General features: G+C 45.5%; 18 protein-coding genes. 4 read left to right on the top strand and 14 right to left on the bottom strand.

Translation table 11 applies throughout. The features are described 5' to 3' along the window. Positions 1-2: 2 nt before the first annotated feature. From LIQ05_RS12710 to LIQ05_RS12660, 11 genes are all read right to left on the bottom strand, one after another. A complete protein-coding gene (locus tag LIQ05_RS12710; RefSeq protein WP_226821117.1) occupies positions 3-944 on the bottom strand; it encodes an ABC transporter permease in 942 nt (313 codons plus the stop codon). Beyond that, positions 944-1,996: an ABC transporter permease gene (locus LIQ05_RS12705; protein WP_226821252.1), complete on the bottom strand. Its 1,053-nt coding sequence runs from the start codon at positions 1,994-1,996 to the stop codon at positions 944-946. Before LIQ05_RS12705 ends, LIQ05_RS12710 begins: the two co-directional genes overlap by 1 nt. Next, positions 1,996-3,522, bottom strand: coding sequence for an ABC transporter ATP-binding protein (locus LIQ05_RS12700; protein WP_226821115.1), 1,527 nt, complete (start codon positions 3,520-3,522; stop codon positions 1,996-1,998). Before LIQ05_RS12700 ends, LIQ05_RS12705 begins: the two co-directional genes overlap by 1 nt. A gap of 81 nt (positions 3,523-3,603) precedes the next feature. After that, positions 3,604-4,563 (bottom strand): BMP family protein, encoded by a 960-nt coding sequence (locus LIQ05_RS12695; RefSeq protein WP_416385999.1) that lies wholly within the window; start codon positions 4,561-4,563, stop codon positions 3,604-3,606. Between the two features lie 235 nt (positions 4,564-4,798). Continuing rightward, positions 4,799-5,806, bottom strand: coding sequence for an aldo/keto reductase (locus tag LIQ05_RS12690; RefSeq protein ID WP_226821111.1), 1,008 nt, complete (start codon positions 5,804-5,806; stop codon positions 4,799-4,801). Positions 5,807-6,043: 237 nt separating this feature from the next. After that, positions 6,044-6,601 (bottom strand): elongation factor P, encoded by a 558-nt coding sequence (efp, locus tag LIQ05_RS12685; RefSeq protein WP_226821109.1) that lies wholly within the window; start codon positions 6,599-6,601, stop codon positions 6,044-6,046. Positions 6,602-6,704: 103 nt separating this feature from the next. Next, on the bottom strand, positions 6,705-7,208 hold the full coding sequence (locus LIQ05_RS12680; protein WP_226821107.1) for a shikimate kinase: 504 nt from the start codon (positions 7,206-7,208) through the stop codon (positions 6,705-6,707). After that, positions 7,205-7,708, bottom strand: a complete 504-nt coding sequence (locus LIQ05_RS12675; protein WP_226821105.1) for a YqeG family HAD IIIA-type phosphatase — start codon at positions 7,706-7,708, stop codon at positions 7,205-7,207. The genes LIQ05_RS12680 and LIQ05_RS12675 overlap by 4 nt, the downstream gene beginning before the upstream one ends. 131 nt (positions 7,709-7,839) lie before the next feature. Beyond that, positions 7,840-8,700, bottom strand: coding sequence for a patatin-like phospholipase family protein (locus LIQ05_RS12670; protein ID WP_226821103.1), 861 nt, complete (start codon positions 8,698-8,700; stop codon positions 7,840-7,842). Positions 8,701-8,702: 2 nt separating this feature from the next. Beyond that, positions 8,703-10,067 carry a citrate/2-methylcitrate synthase gene (locus LIQ05_RS12665; RefSeq protein ID WP_226821101.1) on the bottom strand — a complete coding sequence of 455 codons (1,365 nt, stop codon included), beginning with the start codon at positions 10,065-10,067 and terminating at the stop codon, positions 8,703-8,705. Positions 10,068-10,286: 219 nt separating this feature from the next. Further along, positions 10,287-11,504 carry an aminotransferase class I/II-fold pyridoxal phosphate-dependent enzyme gene (locus LIQ05_RS12660; RefSeq protein WP_226821099.1) on the bottom strand — a complete coding sequence of 406 codons (1,218 nt, stop codon included), beginning with the start codon at positions 11,502-11,504 and terminating at the stop codon, positions 10,287-10,289. Positions 11,505-11,788: 284 nt separating this feature from the next. On the opposite strand from LIQ05_RS12660, the gene gdhA reads away from it, so the two are divergent. Further along, positions 11,789-13,123: an NADP-specific glutamate dehydrogenase gene (gdhA, locus tag LIQ05_RS12655; protein WP_226821097.1), complete on the top strand. Its 1,335-nt coding sequence runs from the start codon at positions 11,789-11,791 to the stop codon at positions 13,121-13,123. 674 nt (positions 13,124-13,797) lie between these two features. On the opposite strand, the gene nrdR is transcribed toward gdhA, so the two are convergent. Continuing rightward, positions 13,798-14,247 (bottom strand): transcriptional regulator NrdR, encoded by a 450-nt coding sequence (nrdR, locus tag LIQ05_RS12650; protein ID WP_226821095.1) that lies wholly within the window; start codon positions 14,245-14,247, stop codon positions 13,798-13,800. A 167-nt stretch (positions 14,248-14,414) separates the two neighbouring features. Between nrdR and LIQ05_RS12645 the strand changes: the two genes are divergently transcribed. Continuing rightward, positions 14,415-14,672, top strand: coding sequence for a PRC-barrel domain-containing protein (locus LIQ05_RS12645; RefSeq protein WP_226821093.1), 258 nt, complete (start codon positions 14,415-14,417; stop codon positions 14,670-14,672). A gap of 128 nt (positions 14,673-14,800) precedes the next feature. Next, positions 14,801-15,580 carry an RNA polymerase sporulation sigma factor SigG gene (sigG, locus tag LIQ05_RS12640; RefSeq protein WP_226821091.1) on the top strand — a complete coding sequence of 260 codons (780 nt, stop codon included), beginning with the start codon at positions 14,801-14,803 and terminating at the stop codon, positions 15,578-15,580. A gap of 108 nt (positions 15,581-15,688) precedes the next feature. Here sigG and pap read toward each other — a convergent pair whose 3' ends face one another. Continuing rightward, positions 15,689-17,158 carry a polyphosphate:AMP phosphotransferase gene (gene pap / locus LIQ05_RS12635; RefSeq protein ID WP_226821089.1) on the bottom strand — a complete coding sequence of 490 codons (1,470 nt, stop codon included), beginning with the start codon at positions 17,156-17,158 and terminating at the stop codon, positions 15,689-15,691. 486 nt (positions 17,159-17,644) lie between these two features. On the opposite strand from pap, the gene LIQ05_RS12630 reads away from it, so the two are divergent. Then, positions 17,645-18,238, top strand: coding sequence for a LysE family transporter (locus LIQ05_RS12630; protein ID WP_226821085.1), 594 nt, complete (start codon positions 17,645-17,647; stop codon positions 18,236-18,238). 212 nt (positions 18,239-18,450) lie between these two features. On the opposite strand, the gene LIQ05_RS12625 is transcribed toward LIQ05_RS12630, so the two are convergent. Next, positions 18,451-19,929, bottom strand: a 1,479-nt coding sequence (locus LIQ05_RS12625; protein WP_226821083.1) for a DctP family TRAP transporter solute-binding subunit, incomplete at its 5' end; no start/stop codon positions are given.

Genomic DNA, 19,929 nt, shown 5'->3' with positions numbered 1-19,929 from the left:
TCCTATCTGGCACCTTTTATATATGGCTTACTGAGAGCCTCCGGCTCACTGTTCTTTCCAGCAGCACCAAGCATGGCAATCAGCGTCAGTGCATAAGGCAAAATAGCCAGAAGGAACGGGGAAATGGAAACACCAATGGTCTGAAGACGGATCTGCAGGGCATTGGCTGCGCCGAATAACAGAGCCGCCCCAAACATTCCAAATGGGGAATAACGGCCAAGGATAACAGTAGCAAGTGCAATGTATCCACGGCCAGAAATCATGTTTTCCGTAAATACACCAAGCTGTACCAGCACCAGATATGCTCCTCCGATTCCGCCCAGAAGTCCATTCAATACCATCACGATCCAGCGGTATTTTTTCACCTGGATACCAGCGGATTCTGCTGCCTGGGGATGCTCTCCTACTGCTGCAAAGGACAGGCCCAGGTTTGTCTTTTTATAGAAGATCCAGGTCAGGATCAGAAGCACATAAAGTGTATAGGTGAGAAAATCACAGTTAAAAAAAGCATCTCCGATCAGCGGAATCCTGGACAGTCCCGGGATTGCAAGATTTGGAAAGGTTTCGATCTGCTGATAGCCCTGTCCATTTGACATCAGCTTAAATAAAAAGCTGGTCACACCAAGCATAAGCATATTGATGGCCAGACCGGAAACAGACTGGTTCTGGATCAGGGTGATAGAAAGAAGTCCGTGAAGCAGGCTGACCACAAGGCCGCCAAGCATACCGCACAGAAGGCCTGCAAACAGGTTTCCGGAGTACCAGGCCCCTGCAAAGGAAAAGAAAGCTCCGCTGAGCATTACGCCTTCCATGCCAATATTCAGGATACCGGATTTCTCCGCTATGGTTTCTCCGATTCCACCGTACATAAGCGGCACAGCCAGACGAACTGCTGCTGCCAGGAATGCGGTCATAAAGCTTAAACTGAAAATCTGCTGAAGCATTACGCATTTCCTCCTTTTCCACCCTTAGACTGTTTCTTTTTGAAATGGAACAGCTCTCTTCCAAGAATCAAAACAACAACCAGACCGATCAGAATGTTTACAATTGCAGACGGCACTCCCAGCTGTCTCTGCATGGAGCTTGCACCAACCTGCATCGCCGCATAAAGTACAGCCACAAAGAACACACCGATAGGATTGTTAAAAGCCACCAGTGCGATCAGAACCGCTGTATATCCACAGTTTGAGGAAATTCCCTCCAAAAGCTTTTTCTGAATGGCAAGAACCTCAATCCCGCCTGCCACAGCAGAAAGTCCACCGCTTAAGAAGGCAGAAAGCATAATATTTTTCATAACCGAAATACCGTTGCAGGCACTTCCCCGTTTGTTCAGGCCTACGGCTTTTAATTCGTACCCCATGGTTGTTTTTTCCAGGAAAAACCACACTACCAGCACGCACAAAATGGCAATCAGGATGCCGGCATGAAAACGGGTTGCCGGGATCAGGGTTCCAAGCTGTACGGATTTGTCGATCTTGGCGGACTGCGGAACATTTCCCTCCGGGTCCATCAGAAAGGAGCGGACTGCATAGCCAAGGAAATTGATTGCAATATAGTTCAGCATAATGGTAACGATAATTTCTGAAATATTGAATTTTGCCTTGCAAATAGCTGCGATCAGTGCCCATACACCACCTGCCAGAAATCCCATCACCAGGGAAAGAAGGATCCTTGGCACTCCTGGAATAGCAGTCCAGTTTAAAGCTACGATGGTAGTTGCCATAGCACCTACATAGAACTGGCCTTCTGCGCCGATGTTAAAAAATCCGGTACGGTATGCCACCGCACAGCCAAGTCCTGTCAGGATCAGTGGACATGCTTTTACGAAAATTTCCGCAAAACCTGCCGGAGTTCCGAAAATACCGCGAAAGAAAAGGCCGTATGCTTCTATTGGACTTGCGCCGCATGCAATGATCAGAATCGTGCCCACCAAAATAGTGATCACAAGGATCAGGAGCACGTCTGTCATTCCTCTTGTTCTTTTGTCCTTCTGCATCATCTTGCCTCCTCTTCTGAAATTCCGCCCATGAGAAGTCCAATTTTCTGTACGGTAGCTTCTTCTCTGGTCAGAACACCCACGATCTTACCGCCGAAAAGTACTGCGATCCGGTCACTTAGCGCCATGATTTCTTCCAGATCTGCGGAAATCAGCATAACACCTTTTCCTGCATTTCTCTGGCCGATCAGCTGCTGACGGACAAATTCGGTAGCTCCGATGTCCAGTCCGCGGGTGGGCTGGCTTGCCACGATCACCTTGGCGTTGTCATTTAACTCTCTGGCAATGATCAGCTTCTGCTGGTTTCCGCCAGACAGAAGCTTCACAGGTGTATCAATGCCGGATTTTCCGGAAGCGCGCACCTGGTACTGTTCCATTTTTTCGGCTGCATTTTTGCGGATGGCCGCTTTGTTTACAATGGAATGTCTGGCAAATGGAAGCTTCCGGTATTCTCTGAGAACCAGGTTCTCTGTGATATTCATTCCCGTAATCAGGCTGTCAGACTGTCTGTCCTCAGAAATATAGGAAACACCAGCTTCATAGCGTCCGCGAATGTTTATCCCTGCCAGATTCTGGCCATCCAGAAGTATCTCCCCTTCGCCTGTTTTCTGGATTCCAGTGATCACCTCTGCCAGCTCTTTCTGGCCGTTTCCTTCTACACCAGCAATTCCCAGAATTTCCCCTTTGTGAATGGTAAGGCTGATGTTTTCCAGCTTGTGACGGCTGTGTCTTCTGTGATGGTTGGACACATTTTTCAGTTCCAGCATAACTTCCTTTTTGGGAGAACCTTCTATATGATAATCATCAGAAAGCTCACGTCCGATCATGTAGGCAGACAATTCCTCCGGATTTGTATCTGCAGTGACAAGATCTGCCACCTGTTTTCCGTCCCGGAGAATAGTAACTTTGTCGCTGATGGCCATGATCTCACTCATACGGTGGGTGATGATAATAATTCCATAACCCTCTTTTTTCAGATTGCGGAGAACATCGAAGAACTGTGTGGTCTCCTGCGGGGTGAGCACACCGGTAGGCTCGTCCAGGATCAGAAGCTCTACATTCCGGTACAATGCTTTTAATATCTCAACGCGCTGCTGCTCTCCCACAGACAGGTCACTGATCATCGCGTCAGGATTTACATAAAGACCGTATTTTCCCGCCAGATCAGTCAGTTTCTTTCTTGCATCAGCACGGTCCAGGAAAAAGGAGTTGCCTTTCAGATTCAGGATAATGTTATCCAGAACTGTCATTTTGTTTACCAGGGAAAAGTGCTGTTGGACCATTCCAACGCCTGCTTCGATAGCTTCCCTTGGAGATGCAAAATCTGCGGGCTTGTCTTTCCACAAAATTTCACCGCTGTCTGCAGTGTAAAGGCCAAAAATAATATTCACAAGTGTGGTCTTTCCGGCTCCGTTCTCCCCAAGAAGAGCGTGGATCTCACCTTTCTCTACAGTCAGGTTGATATCCTTATTTGCATATACACCGGAAAATGATTTACAGATATGTTTCATTTGAAGAAGAGACATGGTTTTCTCCTTTTTCTAATGTAATCGCCTTACTGTGCAGGAAAATCCTGCTCTTTTTCCCTTAATCCACTGTCAGGTCTATTAATTTCTTAATGTATAATCGCGCTCAACCTCAAGCTCACCGGAAATGATCTTGTCAATTGCATCCTGTGCAGTTGCTTTTACTTCATCCGGAACATTGTCGGAAAGGAGAACCTCTACAGCGCCGTCTGCCATACCAAGGTTGTAAACATCTCCCTCGAAGCTTCCGTCTGCAACGCTGCCAAGTGCAGTGTCAAGCACAACATCAAGGTTGTAAAGTGCGGAATCAAGAATGTTATCAGGTGCTAAAGAGCTCTGGTCGTAGGAATCACCCTGGCACCAGATTCCAGCGTCAACAGCTGCTGACATGGCACCATTTCCGCAGGCATTTGCACAATGTTTGATCACGTCCACACCGTTGTCGATCATAGCCTTTGCAGCTTCCTGTGCAAGCTGTGTGTCTACAAAGGAGTTTGTCCATGCTGTCTGGACCTCGATGTCAGGATTTACGGATTTTGCACCGTCTTCGTATCCGTTAATAATCTTTACAAGGGAATCTCCAGGAATCGGTCCGATTGCGCCAAGCTTGTCTGACTGAGTCATGGAAGCGGCGATAATTCCTTCTACATAAGCGGTCTGCTCGCAAGCCATAACGTAGGAAGCTACGTTGTCTGCGGATGCATCTGCCTCTGTACAGATGAACTTGGTGTCTGGGTAGGTCTCTGCAACTTCCAGTGCAGGATCACCGAATTCATATCCGTGTCCGATCACCACATCATAACCTGCACTTGCATAGTCTGCAAAAGCAGCGGAAATGTCAGCAACCTCCAGGTTCTCTGTGTAGGCCAGCTCGTATCCATATTTTTCACAGGCTTTCTGTGTTCCTTCATATGCTGTCTGATTCCATCCCTGGTCATTTGCTGCTCCGGAAAGTAAAAGGGCAACCTTCAGTCCTTCTCCATCTGCTGCCTGTACCGGCTGTGCACATACACCGTTTACCATAGATACTGTCATTGCCATTGCTAATCCCATAACTACCAGTTTTTTCATCATAATCCTCCTTGATCAGATCTTATTTTCGTGTATTTTCTTATTGCAAACTCTGTGGCTGCTATAAGGTTTCATTAGGACTCTACATAGTAAACTATATAGTTGCTATAGAGTCAATACGTTTTTGTAGATTTTTACTTTTTTATCAAAACCAGGAGAGGAATACATTATTTTTTATTTAGATATGGGAAAATTAAAAATTTCTTTATTCACCGAATTCCTCTGCGACCTTCTTTAGCATCTCGCGGATTGGCAGATGATATGGACATCTTGTCTCACATTTGCCGCAGCCTACACAGGCAGAAGCCTTTACTGCCATGCTGCTGTAGCGGTCTTTTGCCCAGTCAGCCAGGTTGTAGCGCTCCAGATAGCCTGCGAAAAGGAACGCACTTGGAATGCTGATGCCAACCGTGCATGGTGCACAGTAATTGCACCGACGGCAGAAGTTGGTGCCAAGCTGATGGCGGATCTGCTCCATTTCGACAAGCTCTGCCTCTGTAAGAGGTGCTGTGTCTGAACATGCCTTAATGTTTGCTTCCAGCTCTGTTACCTCTGCCATTCCCGGAATGACCACAGTGACCGCCGGGTTGGAACAGACGTAGCGGAGGGCACGGGTTCCATTTTCAATGGCACCGCCAGCTAATGGCTTCATTGCAATAAATCCTACATTTTTTTCCTGGCATTTTCGGATCAGTTCTGCTCCCTGATTCTCCACAATGTTGTACGGGAACATGATTGTCTCCACCCAGTCAAGGCCAAGGGCCCGCTCAAAAACGGCTGTAGAATGTGCGGTAAGGCCAATATGTCCGATTTTTCCCGCTGCCTTCGCCTCTAATAAAGCCTCCAGCGCACCGCCCTCACCTACGACGGTATCCAGCTGTTCCATGCTTGGGTTATGTACCTGGTACAGGTCAATGTGGCCGGTGCGAAGATTGCCAAGGCTCTTCTCAATATCCGCAGCCATGGCTTCTTTAGTTCTCGCCATGCTCTTGGTAGCCAGGACAAATTTGTCACGGATTCCCTCAAGGGCATAGCCTAAATATTCCTCGCTGACCGTATATCCTCTGGCAGTGTCAATATAATTTACACCCTCTTCCATCAGCTGTTTCATTAAATTCTTAGTGCCTTTGGCATCAATTCTCTGAATAGGAATTCCGCCGAAGCCCATACGTGAAATCTTAAGGCCAGTTTTGCCAAGTGTTGTGTATTCCATTCTTTTTCCTCCTATTTTTAGTCCACCGCGGTTTTCATTTCTTCCGTCAGCAGATCGTGGTTATATACAAAACATGCCACCGGCATACGCCGATGGCACATAATTTACTTATAACAGATATTCGCAATCCGCGTCCGCTACTTGCTCATAAATAAATAACTGCTCCGCAGTACGGGATATTCGCAATCCGCATTCGCTACTTGCTCATAAATAAATAACTGCTCCGCAGTTATTTATTTATACTCGGGACAGATACTCGCCTGTTCTGGTATCGATTTTCAGCTTGTCACCCTGGTTAACAAACAACGGAACCATAACCTGTGCCCCAGTCTCAACTGTAGCTGGCTTGGTAGCACCCTGTGCTGTATTTCCAGCGAAGCCTGGCTCTGTCTCTGTAACTACAAGCTCAACGAATAACGGTGGCTCGATAGCGAATACATTGCCGTTATGGGAACAGATCTTAACCATCTCGTTCTCTTTCACGAATTTAAGGGAATCACCAACCTGATCCTCTGTAAGACCGATCTGGTCAAATGTCTCTACGTTCATGAAGTAGTATAATCCACCATCGCTGTAAAGATACTGCATATCAACACGCTCGATACGTGCGGTAGGGAATTTCTCTGTAGGACGGAAAGATTTCTCTAACACGGATCCTGTGATAATGTTTTTGTATTTGGTTCTAACGAAAGCAGCTCCCTTACCCGGTTTAACGTGCTGGAATTCTACGATCTGACAAACGTTGCCATCAATTTCTACTGTGACACCGTTTCTGAAATCACCTGCTGAAATCATAATTAATTTTTCCTCCTTATAGTGCTTATGACTAGAAATATTTTATTATATATGTACTATTTTTTCAACTACTTTTTTCGAATACAGCCAATTTTTCCTGTTTTTACGGGAGCTGACCCTCGATTTCCCTGATCAGTTCCTCAAAAGGCTTCACTCCTGTCACAACTTCGATGTCTGCAAATTTATGATAAACCGGATCGCGCTGCTTCAGAAGTTTCTTGATCTTCTCATCCTGGTTTTCGCCTTCCAGAAGTGGATTGCTATTCCCCTCAAGTCTCTTGCGGAGTGTCTCTACAGACCCTTTCAGATAAACGACGGTACCAAGCTGTTTTATATATTTCTCATTCTGCTCCTGAATGGGAAGACCGGCACCAAGAGAAATTACCTTTCTCTCTTTGTCATCGATCAGTGCTTTCACTGTCATAGTTTCCAATGCACGATAATATGGTTCCCCAAATCTCTGCAGAATCTCCTTCACGGATAGGTTCATCTTCTTAACAATCACCTTGTCCACATCTACAAATGTCAGTCCCAGGTCACTGGACAGACGTTTCCCCACTCTTGTCTTGCCAGAACCCATAAATCCGATAACCACAATATGGTTCATGAATTCCTCTCCTCCTTGGTATAAAAATGTAATACAATTTTCTCCAGATAGCGCTTCAAAACAATCTGGATCTCTTCCTTGGGATTGATGGGCTTTACCAGAATATTGCGAAGGCCAGCATTCTTAGCCCCCCATATATCGGTAAAAAGCTGGTCTCCGATAAAGACCGTATTCCCTGTGTCTGTGCCAAGCCGCTTCATTGCGCTTTCGTAGCCCTTTCTGGAAGGCTTGGCAGCCATTTCAATAAACTGTGCGCCTACTGAAGCGGCAAAGGGTTCTACCCTTTTTTTCCTGTTGTTTGACACCAGGCAGCAGGAAAAGCCAATTTCCCGGAGCCGTTGAAAAAGACGGATGGCTTCCGGATCTGCCGGTGCCCCATGAGGAACCAGGGTATTGTCAATATCAAACAAAATTCCCCTGTATCCCTCCTGGTATAATTTTTCGTAGTTGACTACATATGCTGAATCCAGATATTCATCTGGAAAAAAGCGCTCAAACATCCTGTTACATCCTTTAATTCTTTTATTTTTCCTGACAAAAACAGATATTTTCGCCGCGCAAACACAGACGAAAGCAAAGTCCAAAACAATTATGTTAATACAGCCATGCGAATATTTCTGTCAGCATTCCATTATCTGCGCAAATATGTCTGCAGTTCCTCGTAATGGTCCTTCATCACATCATAGCCGTGTTGATAAAAAGCCATCAGCTTCTTTCTGTTCGCCTCCGTGCGTCCCACGGTAGGCATCTCCGGACGGATGACAAAAATATGGCCTTCCCGCTCCCATTTTTCCAGAAGCTCCAGCGTCCGGTTATAGTTGCGGTAACGGTTGTACAGAGTATTCAAAAACTCCGGATAGTGGCGGAATGCTGCCACATAAAGCGGTGTGCTCTTCCCGGGCTTCTTCTTACGGTAGCCCATATTTCTGGTAAGGATCACCACATTCTTCCGATATCCCTTCTCCATGGCATGGATCAAAGGAATGGAATCTGCAATGCCGCCATCCAGATAGGGAACACCATCAATCTCCACTATAGGACTTGCAATGGGAATACTGGAAGAAGCCCTTCCAATATTCATCAGACGCTTTCTGTCCTTTTTCTCCGACAGATACTCTGCATCTCCGGTCTGACAGTTGGTCACAACCAGCTCGCATTCCATATCAGACTGAAAAAAGGTGTCAAAATCAAATGGAAACAATTCATTTGGATATTTGTCAAACAGCATATCCATGTCAAAAAGCTCATGCTTCTTAAGAGCCTCCTTGGTAGCAATATAGCTGTTTGCCTTATCCTCTATGATCATGCAGTCCCTGGTTCTTCCAGGCTGCCATGATACATAGTCAAGGGCATTGCAGGAACCAGCGGAAACACCCACCACATATGGGAATTTCAACTCTTTTTCCATAAGAAAGTCCAATACCCCTGCTGTAAAAACGCCTCTGCTTCCCCCGCCCTCCAGAACCAGGGAAGACTGCTGCTTCACTGTCACTCTTATTCACGCTCCTTCAGCGGTACGTATACTGCCGGAGTCAGAACACTCTTGTACGCCGGACGGATGATCTTGTCTGTGTTGATCAGTTCCTCCATTCGGTGAGCGCTCCAGCCAACAATACGTGCCACAGCAAAAATCGGTGTATACAGCTCAAGCGGCAGATCCAGCATGCTGTAAACAAAGCCGCTGTAAAAGTCCACGTTTGCGCTGACACCTTTATAAATATGGCGCTCCTCGGCAATGACCTCCGGAGCCATTTTCTCTACCATTGCGTAGAGATTGTATTCTTTCATACGGCCCTTTTCCTCCGCCAGGGTCTCTACAAAGCCCTTAAGAACCTGGGCACGGGGATCGGATACGGAATAGATTGCGTGTCCCATACCATAAATAAGGCCTCTCTTATCGAAGGCTTCTTTGTGAAGAAGCTTCTTCAGATACGATCTTACTTCCTCTTTGTCGGAAATGTCTTTCACATTCTTCTTCAAATCCTGGAACATGCTTACAACCTTAATATTTGCCCCGCCGTGTTTCGGTCCTTTCAAAGAACCAAGAGCAGCCGCGACGGCAGAATAGGTGTCCGTTCCAGAGGAAGAAACCACGTGAGTGGTAAAGGTAGAGTTATTACCACCGCCATGCTCCATATGAAGGATCAGGGCAAGATCCAGAATCTTCGCTTCCAGATGGGAATACTTCTTATCCGGACGGAGCATACAAAGGATATTTTCTGCTGTGGAAAGATCCTTCTTGGGATTATGGATATAAAGGCTCTTGCCGCATACATAATGATTATAAGCCTGATATCCATAAACAGATAAAAGCGGAAATACACTGATCAGGTTCAGGCACTGTCTCAATACATTTGGAAGGGAAATGTCATCTGGTTCCTTATCATAGCAATAAAGTGTGAGCACACTTCTGGACAGGGCATTCATAATGTCCTTAGACGGAGCCTTCATGATAACATCCCTTACAAAGTTTGTGGGAAGGGAACGCTGATTCGCCAGCAGCTTACTGAAATTCTCCAGTTCGTTCTGATTGGGAAGCTTACCAAACAGCAAAAGATAAGTAGTCTCTTCGAAACCAAATCGGTCATCTTCAATAAATCCCCTGGTAAGCTCCTTAATGTCATATCCTCTGTAGGAAAGACTGCCCGCACAGGGCACTTCCCTGCCGTCAACCACTTTCGTAGCACATACATTAGAAATCTGTGTCAGACCAGCCAGGACACCTTTACCATTGACATCACGAAGCCCCCGCTTTACGTCATATTTCTGGTAAAGAGACAGATCCAGGCTGGAATGATCCTTGCAGATCTCCGTCAGGTTCTCTATTTCCGGTGTTACTTTCATGTTAAATCCTGCCATTCAAACAAACCCCTTTCTCTTTTAATATGTCCGATAATCCGTTCCTCCCTCAATACAATAATGCTGTCAGAGCCTTTTATCCGGCGCTGTGTTATCCGCAGCACTTTTCGCGGTTCTGGCATTACATGGATAATCTGTGACTATTATTATTTTCACATTTTTAGTGAATATAAAAAAATAGTATAACATTTTACGCAAATCTAATCTATAGACACTTTCCTATCTCTGTTTATACGTGGACAGGAAATCTCTCATCTTGTCCATGGCTTTCTCCAGCTGACGCACATTCGGCAGATATACTACACGGAAATGGTCAGGGCAGTTCCAGTTAAAGCCCTTGCCCGGTACCAGAAGCACCTGTTTCTCATGTAAGAAATCAAGAGCAAACTGCTCGTCATTGTAAATATTGAATTTCTCTGTATCGATCTTCGGGAAAATGTAAAAAGCAGCCTTGGGCTTTACTGCTGTGATTCCCGGAATGTCATTAAGCGCCTTGTAAATGAAATCTCTCTGCTCATAAACTCTTCCGCCTGGCTGAATGTACTCATTTACACTCTGGTATCCGCCAAGTGCAGTCTGTACAATGGACTGTGCCGGTACATTGGAACAAAGACGCATGGAAGAAAGCATGTTAATGCCTTCAATATAGCCCCTGGCCTTATTCTTGGCACCGCTTAAGATCATCCATCCAATACGGAAGCCTGCGATCATGTGGGATTTGGAAAGTCCGGAAAAAGTAACACAGAACACATCCGGTGCAAGGGATGCAATGGAAGTATGCTTATAGCCATCCATGATCAGACGGTCATAGATCTCATCTGAGAAAATGATCAGCTCATGTTCCCTTGCAATCTGTACGATCTGCTCCAGGATTTCCTTGGGATAGACAGCTCCTGTAGGGTTATTCGGGTTGATGATAACAATGGCCTTGGTCTTATCTGTGATCTTGCTCTTAATATCCTCAATATCCGGATACCATTCGGACTGCTCATCGCAGATATAGTGGACTACATTTCCGCCTGCTAATGTAGCGGTAGCTGTCCATAAGGGATAATCCGGTGCCGGGATCAGGATCTCATCTCCATTGTCCAGAAGAGCCTGCATACAAAGGTTGATCAGCTCGCTGACACCATTTCCTGTATAAATATCACTCATGGTAACCCCGGAAATACCGCGAAGCTGGGCATACTGCATGATGGCCTTTCTTGCGGAAAAAATTCCCTTGGAATCAGAATATCCCTGAGAGGTACGAATATTGCTCAGCATGTCCAGAATTACTTCCTGCGGTGCGGAAAATCCAAATGGATATGGATTGCCGATGTTCAGCTTCAGGATCTCCATTCCGTCTTCTTCCATTCTCGCCGCTTCATCCACAACCGGACCTCTCACATCATAAAGTACGTTATCCAGTTTACTGGACTTCTCGAATGTTTTCATTCATTTCACTCCTCATCTTACTACTTATGACCGGCACGTCCAGACTTCCTGCAAGTTTTGCCTGTGAAGCCCTTTCCTCTCACACATGGAAGAGTCTCTGCATCTCTCTTTTCTGCTCCGGCATAATGTATTTCTTGCTATCTATCATCTCATATTTGACTCGTTTTCGCAAGCCTTAATGAAATTTTTGGAAATATGAAAAAAACTCTTTTCATTTTTAGCACTTTAGTGTATAATAGCGTCGTTAAAAAATTTTACACCTATCTGGATGAGGAGGAATTACAATGTCTTACACAGAAGAAGTATACGAAAGAGTCGTAGCACAGAATCCAGGTGAGCCTGAATTTCACCAGGCAGTAAAGGAAGTTCTGGATTCCCTGAAGGTCGTAATCGACAAAAATGAAGAAGAATACCGCAGCATGTCCCTTCTGGAGCGTCTTGTAGAGCCGGAAAGAATCATTTCCTTCCGTGTTCCGTGGGTAGATGACAAGGGCGTTGTCCAGGTAAACAAAGGATATCGTGTACAGTTCAACAGCGCTATCGGACCTTATAAGGGTGGTCTTCGTTTCCATCCGTCAGTAAACCAGGGTATCTTAAAATTCCTTGGATTTGAGCAGACATTTAAGAACTCCCTTACCGGACTTCCAATCGGTGGTGGTAAAGGTGGCTCCAACTTTGATCCGAAGGGCAAATCTGACAGAGAGGTTATGGCATTCTGCCAGAGCTTTATGACAGAGCTTTCCAAATATATCGGTGCTGATACTGATGTTCCAGCTGGTGATATTGGTGTAGGCGGACGTGAGATCGGTTACTTATTCGGACAGTACAAGAGAATCCGTGGTTTATATGAGGGTGTTCTCACAGGTAAAGGACTTACCTACGGCGGATCTTTAATCCGTACACAGGCAACCGGATATGGTGTCGTTTATATGCTTAATGAGATCATGAAAGCCCATAACGATTCTATCAATGGAAAGACCTTCATCGTAACAGGATCCGGAAACGTTGCAATCTACGCAGTTGAGAAGGCTCAGCAGCTTGGCGGCAAGGTTGTTGCTATGTGTGACTCCAACGGATATATCTATGATCCGGAAGGAATCAAGCTTGACATTGTAAAAGATATCAAAGAAGTAAAACGTGGACGTATCAAAGAGTACGCTGACCGTGTTGAGAGTGCTACTTATACAGAGGGTACTGGAATCTGGAACATCAAATGTGATGTATATCTTCCATGTGCTACTCAGAACGAGCTTGCACTTGACGGTGCTAAGACACTTGTTGCAAACGGCTGCAAATATGTAGTTGAGGGTGCTAACATGCCTACTACTCTTGATGCTACAACATATCTCCAGGAGAACGGTGTTCTGTTCATGCCTGGCAAAGCAGCTAACGCTGGTGGTGTTGCCACCTCTGCTCTTGAAATGAGCCAGAACTCCATGAGACTTTCCTGGACAGCTGAGGAAGTTGATGAGAAGCTTCACGGAATCATGGTAGATATCTTCCACAAGGCTGATGACGCAGCTAAGCGTTATGGCATGGAGGACAACTATGTTGCCGGTGCTAACATCGCTGGATTTGAGAAGGTTGTAGATGCTATGAAAGCTCAGGGTATCTGCTGATTTAATTAATTCTGCGTTTACACAGTAAAGGAGCGTCGCTTCATAACTGAAACCAGTCAGTTATTTTGCGACGCTCCTTTTTTAGAAAAATATATTCATCAGAACTTCAGATAAACAGAATCCGTACTGGAATTCATACGTGTCTGGAACTGCTCCATAGAAACAGACTCTGCATTCCAGAACAGATTTTGCACAGCAAATCCCAGAAGTATCTTTCCGGAATTCTGAACAAATGTATTATATCCGATCGCAGTTCCGTTTGCATCGTGAATATAATTGTTTCGAATAGTAGCATCTACAAAATTATAAAGTCCGTCAAACTGAATGCCGATATAATCCTGAACTTCGCCCTCTGTCTGAAAGCCATATGCACTTACCGTTCCGCATCCATAGCCAAATTCACAATTCTGAATGATAATTCCGGTAACATTTCCTTTTTCATCTCCTGTTTTTGCAAAAGGATTGCTCTTAAAAGCTCCGAATCGGTGATTTCTGCATTTGCACCGAAAACAGGCATGGAAAAAAGACCGATGAACAGAAGCATCGGAACCAGTGAGCTTAGAATTCTTTTTATAGGTGTCCTCCTTTACATTAAAATACGCTATTTGTTACAGTTCCCAAAACAACCTCCTTTCTCACATATAACTATTTGTGCCAGCAGTGCAGACACAAATTTAATTCATAAATTTCTTCAGTTCATCCATGAATGTGCTTACATCTTTAAATTCTCTGTATACGGAAGCAAATCTCACATACGCCACTGAATCCAGGTCTTTCAGATGGCTCATCACAATTTCTCCGATCTTTGTGCTGGAGATTTCTTTATCCTCTGCACTGAAAATATCACCTTCTATGGCATCGATCATAGCCTCCAGTTTGTCACTGGAAATGGGACGTTTATAACAGGCACGGCGGACACCATTGATCAGCTTGTTACGGTCATACTGCTCACGGTTCAGGTTTTTCTTGATCACGATCAGCGGAATTGTTTCTACATTCTCATAGGTGGTAAATCTCTTTCCACAGGAGTCACACATCCTTCTGCGTCTTATGGAATTGGTCTCCTCCACTGGTCTCGAATCTACCACTCTTGTATTATCCTGATTACAGTATGGACATCTCATATATTTTCCCTTTCTCATTCCTTTGTATATGATTTTTCTTTCTCAGTAGCATAAAACGGACTGAATCACTTAACTATAATTATACTTTAATCATAGAAAGTATGTCAACAAACTCCATGAATATTTTCAGAATTCTTGCATAATCTCATAAAAAACAGGTATTTTTCATGCGTATCTGCGAATTAAAGCAAAAAGAAGTGATCAATATCTGTACCTGCCGGACACTTGGCTGTCCTGTAGATGTGGAGTTCAACTGTGAAACAGGATGTATCACTGCTCTTGTGGTACCCGGACCGAACAGCTTCTGCTTCTGTTTCTGGCCCCCGGGCAGCGAATATGTAATTCCCTGGAACTGCATCAGACAAATTGGAGAAGACATTATTCTGGTAGAGATTGACGAAAAGCATTGCTGCAGAAAAAATTAGATTTCCCGATTGTCAAGGGCTATTATTTTTTATATTTTCCTGAAAAAAGAATATTTATCCTCCGGCATGAGAATCATTGTTACTACACCAGAATTTGTTTACTTATGCACAAAAGGAGGATTCAAATAATGGCACTTAACAAAGTTGAAATTTGCGGAGTCAATACATCGAAGCTTCCGGTACTGAAAGCAGAAGAAAAAGAGGAGCTTTTCCGCAGGATCAAAAAGGGAGACGAAGAAGCCCGGGAGCTTTATATCAAAGGGAATCTGCGGCTGGTTCTCAGCGTGATCAAGCGTTTTTCCAACAGCAATGAAAATATGGATGATCTTTTTCAGATCGGCTGTATTGGACTTATAAAGGCGATCGACAATTTTGACACTACATTGAATGTGAAATTTTCTACTTATGCGGTGCCTATGATCATTGGGGAGATCCGGCGGTATCTTCGGGACAACAATAGCATACGGGTGAGCAGATCCCTGCGGGATATTGCTTATCGGGCCATTTATGCCAAAGAGACTTATATGAAAACCCATCTTAGGGAGCCTACTATTGCAGAGATTGCCAGCGAGATCGGGATTGAAAAAGAAATAATCGTGTATGCCATGGATGCCATTCAGAATCCGGTGTCCCTTTTTGAGCCGGTTTATACGGAGGGTGGGGATACGCTCTATGTGATGGATCAGATCAGCGATAAGAAAAACAAAGAGGAGACCTGGGTGGAAAATCTGTCGCTGCGGGAGGCTATCAACCGGCTGAATAAGCGGGAGCGGCATATCATCGACTTACGTTTTTATGAGGGAAAAACACAGATGGAAGTCGCCCAGGAAATCGGGATTTCCCAGGCGCAGGTCAGCCGGTTGGAAAAAAATGCGCTGAAAACCATGCGAAATTATCTGAGGGCGTAGCTGAATGTTGGTTCCCGGACGCACTTTTGCAAGGTATATTCACGCTACATGAATATACCTTGCAAAATCGCTGGTTACCAACCAGCGATTTCACTTACTAAAGTACTACTATTCCAATGCCTTTTCTAATTCTTTTACTACAATCTTAAGGGCCTTGATTCTGGCATATTTTTTGTCTACAGATTCCAGAATATGCCACGGTGCATAAGTGGTACTGGTCTTGGCCAGCATTTCGTCTATGGCGCATTCGTAGGCGTCCCATTTCTCACGGTTGCGCCAGTCTTCGTCAGTGATCTTCCACTGTTTTTCCGGGTTATTCTGGCGGTCGGTGAAGCGGGCAAGCTGGGTGTCTTTGTCGATCTGTACCCAGAATTTGATGATCACGGCGCCCCAGTCGGACAATTCTTTCTCGAATTCATTAATCTCGTTATAGGCACGTTTCCAGTCGTTTTCGCTGCAGAAGCCTTCCAGGCGCTCTACCATTACACGGCCATACCAGGTGCGGTCGAAGATGGCGATATGACCGTCTTTTGGAAGCCTGGTCCAGAAGCGCCAGAGATAGTGGCGGGCTTTCTCGTGGGGCTCCGGGCTGGCGATTGGGTGGACTTCGAAGCCGCGGGGATCAAGGGCTTCTGTGATCCGCTTGATATTGCCGCCTTTTCCAGCTGCATCCCAGCCTTCGTAGGTGATGATTACCGGCACACGCTTGCGGTACAGACGGTTGTGCAGTTCGCCCAGTTTCTTCTGGAGATGCTTCAGCTCTTTTTTGTATTCCTCGTCCTCGATCACCTTGTCTGACAGTTCAATTTCTGAGAGCTTTGGCATTTTCTCAAGTGGGAAAACGTTTGGAAGAAGCGGCGCACTGTGGGCGCTGTTCTGCAGGGCTACCTCAATGTTATTTACCATTGTCCCAAGAACCTGAAGCTCTGCAAAGTTACGGTCTTTTGCATCGATGATATACCAGGGCGCAATGGAAGTATTGGTGTCAGTCAGATAGCGGTCGAAGATCTTCTGGCAATGTTTATAGTGATCGTTCTGCCACTTGTCAAAGGTATCCACACGCCATTTGGTGTCCTGCTCTTTGTTCAGCTTCTCTATACGTCTGGTCTGCTCTTTTTTGTCAATCTGCATGAAAAATTTCAGAACCAGGTAGCCGTTGTCTGTGAGCTGCCGCTCGAAATGCTTGATACTTTCAATCCGTTTGGCGTAATCCTCTTCTTCCAGGCCATTCAGACAATCCTTGCAGGTCTGCTCCATCCAGCCAGAGTCCAGAAACGTAAATTTACCGGCTTCCGGGATCTGGTTGAAATAGCGGTACAGAAAAGGTCTGCGCAGCTCATCTTCTGTAGGCTTGGACATGGTTGCCACTTTAAAGAAGCGTGGATCAATGTATTTGATCACTCTGCCGATAGTGCTTCCCTTGCCGGACGCACCCCAGCCTTCAAAAAGCACCAGCACTGGCAGCTTGTGTTCTTTTAGTTTCATCTGCTGCTGATATAGCTTTTCACCAGCTTCCTTTATCCTCTTTTTCAACTCTTCTTTTTCCGGAATTTCCTCTGGGATCCAGGTTTTCAACATAAAAATGTCCTCCTCACGTACAATTATTTTCAAATTCCAAAACGATCCTTCCTGCCAAAAGTTAGTTTTATATTTTTCGTGCTTTTGTTATTTTCTGTATTATAACATAGTTATTCCCATTTTGCATGAATTTTACAAATATTTAACCAAATTTGACTTGCACTTATTACTGTTCACAGATAGTGTTCCGCGAGGTGTTTTTTGTGAGCAAAGCTCACAGAAAGCCCGAGAACCTCGGCGCGAAATCATGCGAAAGCATGATTTCTGTGCATCGCGGAGCGTGTTACTGGCCATGGAGTGAACAGTAACTTGCACTTTCGTTAACAACAAGAAGGCCTGCAACTTCTTCTATACAACCAGCTATTTTTGTGTTATCATACTGGAAAACCATATTTTGTACAGATCTTGCAAGGACGCAGCATTTTGAATGTTGCGCCTTTCTTTTCGTCAAGCGGATCTTCAAAACTTACAAAAGGAGGAATTCCCATGCCTTTCACTGTTTTTATTGAAATGACGTTGTCTGCCATCCTGACCGTGTGGTCGCCGGGACCAAACAATATTCTTCTGCTATCCACTGCCAGCAAATACGGTGTTTCTGGAAATCTCCGGTTTATGACCGGGATCTGGAGCGGTTCTCTTACCCTGATGTGTCTTTCCGGGCTGTTCTGCAGCACTCTGGGAAAAATTGTTCCGGGGATCCAGCCGGTTATGAAATACCTGGGTGCAGCCTATGTGCTTTACCTTGCCTGGCAGACCTGGCGCAGACTTCCCCCTTCTGACAGCACCCAGGAAAAAAAGCCGACCTGGATCATGGGATTTTTCCTCCAGCTGATAAATGTAAAGATCATTATTTATGGGCTGACTATGTTTTCTGCTTATATTTTACCTTATGAAACAAGGATTCCTATGCTGTTTTGCTTCGCTGTTTATCTGATGTTCCTTGGTGCCCTTGGAAACCTGATCTGGGCATTTGCAGGAAACGTGCTGAAAAGATTTTACACTGGTCACTATAAGCTGATGAATGGGATCATGGCCTTGCTGCTGGTGTGGTGCTCTCTTAGGATTACCGGACTGCTGTAAGATATTCCCCGTACAAAACATGCGCTGCAAGTTTGGCTCGTTATCGCGGCAGTCACTAAGATTTCGTGCAAGCACGAACTCTGCCTCGTTGCCCGCGTAAATTAAAACACCTCCCAGGATGCGGTACTTATCCACATCCCAGGAGGTATTTTATTAGGGCACTATTCAATTTATCAGACACATGCATCAAACCAATGCACGTTTATGCCATACTATTTAAATGCGTCTACCAGTTCCTGGCCATCGTCATATCCCTGGTTTTTCAGTTCTTCCACGAACCACTCGTCCACACCGTCTACCGCCTCTTTGAAGGAATCAATATCCATATCCTCTTTTGCAGTAAAGGTGACACCATTTTTCTCTTCCCAGCGGTTCATGATCTCATTGGAACCGGAGCGGTTGATGTAACGTTCATACTCCACAGCCATTCTTCCGGCTTTGTCTACAACGGCCTGCTGCTCTGGTGTAAGGCCATCATAGATATCCTGGTTGATGCAGAAAAACAGGCAGTCATAAATAGCATCCCACAGGGAGCAATATGGCTGAACCTCCTGTACACTGGCTGCATCAATTGCAGGAAGCGGGTTCTCCTCGCCTTCTACAGTGTTCTGCTGAAGGGCGGTATAGGTCTCAGACCAGTTCATGTTGGTTGCATCTGCGCCCCATCTCTTATAGCACTCCATAAGAAGGTTGGAACCGGCAACACGGATCTTCAGGTTCTTCATATCATCCACGGATTTTACTTCCCGGACGCTGTTGGTCAGCTCACGGAAACCATTCTCTGCAATACCCATGCAGTGCAATCCGTACTCGCTGAGGATTTCCTTCATCTTTTCTCCAGCCTCGCCGTCAAACTTGGCATCTGCATCTTCCACAGAGTCATAAATAAACGGCAGGGAAACTACGTTAAATCTTGGGTCAAATGCAGAGTAGATCAGGTTGGAATGCATGGAAATCTGTACTGGGTCTCCGTTCATCAAAGCCTGGATTCCCTCGGACTGGTTTCCGTTTGTCAGCTGGTCTGCTGCATATACATTTACTTTTACCTTTCCGCCTGTGGCTTTTTCCATCAGCTCACCGAATTTACGTCCGCCCTCTGCCCAGGTGGAAGTCTCGGTTGTGGAGCACGCAAAATTCCAGGTGGTCTCTTCCCAGTCAAGGTCGCTGTAATCACCGATTCCGGTAAACGCCTCTACCAGTTCTTCTGCGTCCTCATATCCCTGGGATTTCAGCTCCTCGATAAACCACTCATCTACACCGTCAACTGCTTCCTTGAAGGACTCAATGTCCATATCGTCTTTTTCAGTAAAGGTAACACCGTTTTTGTCTTTCCAGCGGTTCATGATCTCTTCATCACCGGAACGGTTGATGTAACGCTCATACTCAACAGCTTTCTGTCCAGCCTCGTCTACAACCGCCTGCTGCTCTGGAGTCAGTCCATCATAGATTTCCTGGTTGATGCAGAAGAACAGACAGTCATAGATGGCATCCCACATGGAGCAATATGGCTGAACCTCCTGTACGCTGGCTGCGTCGATTGCAGGAAGCGGGTTCTCCTGTCCCTCAACGGTGTTCTGCTGAAGGGCGGTATAGGTCTCAGACCAGTTCATGTTGGTTGCGTCTGCGCCCCATCTCTTATAGCACTCCATAAGAAGGTTGGAACCGGCAACACGGATCTTCAGGTTCTTCAT

The sequence above is a fragment of the Blautia glucerasea genome (genome assembly GCF_020537505.1).
Lineage (GTDB): Bacteria > Bacillota > Clostridia > Lachnospirales > Lachnospiraceae > Blautia_A.
The sequence above is the reverse complement of the archived record's forward strand: the minus strand, read 5'-3'. Positions and strand labels throughout refer to the sequence as shown.

What these genes read in the sequence shown, in the direction of transcription:
- LIQ05_RS12710 (WP_226821117.1), bottom strand. Translation starts at nt 944, where the DNA reads ATGCTTCAGCAGATTTTCAGTTTAAGCTTTATGACCGCATTCCTGGCA.
- LIQ05_RS12705 (WP_226821252.1), bottom strand. Translation starts at nt 1,996, where the DNA reads ATGCAGAAGGACAAAAGAACAAGAGGAATGACAGACGTGCTCCTGATC.
- LIQ05_RS12700 (WP_226821115.1), bottom strand. Translation starts at nt 3,522, where the DNA reads ATGTCTCTTCTTCAAATGAAACATATCTGTAAATCATTTTCCGGTGTA.
- LIQ05_RS12695 (WP_416385999.1), bottom strand. Translation starts at nt 4,563, where the DNA reads ATGGCAATGACAGTATCTATGGTAAACGGTGTATGTGCACAGCCGGTA.
- LIQ05_RS12690 (WP_226821111.1), bottom strand. Translation starts at nt 5,806, where the DNA reads ATGGAATACACAACACTTGGCAAAACTGGCCTTAAGATTTCACGTATG.
- efp (WP_226821109.1), bottom strand. Translation starts at nt 6,601, where the DNA reads ATGATTTCAGCAGGTGATTTCAGAAACGGTGTCACAGTAGAAATTGAT.
- LIQ05_RS12680 (WP_226821107.1), bottom strand. Translation starts at nt 7,208, where the DNA reads ATGAACCATATTGTGGTTATCGGATTTATGGGTTCTGGCAAGACAAGA.
- LIQ05_RS12675 (WP_226821105.1), bottom strand. Translation starts at nt 7,708, where the DNA reads ATGTTTGAGCGCTTTTTTCCAGATGAATATCTGGATTCAGCATATGTA.
- LIQ05_RS12665 (WP_226821101.1), bottom strand. Translation starts at nt 10,067, where the DNA reads ATGGCAGGATTTAACATGAAAGTAACACCGGAAATAGAGAACCTGACG.
- LIQ05_RS12660 (WP_226821099.1), bottom strand. Translation starts at nt 11,504, where the DNA reads ATGAAAACATTCGAGAAGTCCAGTAAACTGGATAACGTACTTTATGAT.
- gdhA (WP_226821097.1), top strand. Translation starts at nt 11,789, where the DNA reads ATGTCTTACACAGAAGAAGTATACGAAAGAGTCGTAGCACAGAATCCA.
- nrdR (WP_226821095.1), bottom strand. Translation starts at nt 14,247, where the DNA reads ATGAGATGTCCATACTGTAATCAGGATAATACAAGAGTGGTAGATTCG.
- LIQ05_RS12645 (WP_226821093.1), top strand. Translation starts at nt 14,415, where the DNA reads ATGCGTATCTGCGAATTAAAGCAAAAAGAAGTGATCAATATCTGTACC.
- sigG (WP_226821091.1), top strand. Translation starts at nt 14,801, where the DNA reads ATGGCACTTAACAAAGTTGAAATTTGCGGAGTCAATACATCGAAGCTT.
- pap (WP_226821089.1), bottom strand. Translation starts at nt 17,158, where the DNA reads ATGTTGAAAACCTGGATCCCAGAGGAAATTCCGGAAAAAGAAGAGTTG.
- LIQ05_RS12630 (WP_226821085.1), top strand. Translation starts at nt 17,645, where the DNA reads ATGCCTTTCACTGTTTTTATTGAAATGACGTTGTCTGCCATCCTGACC.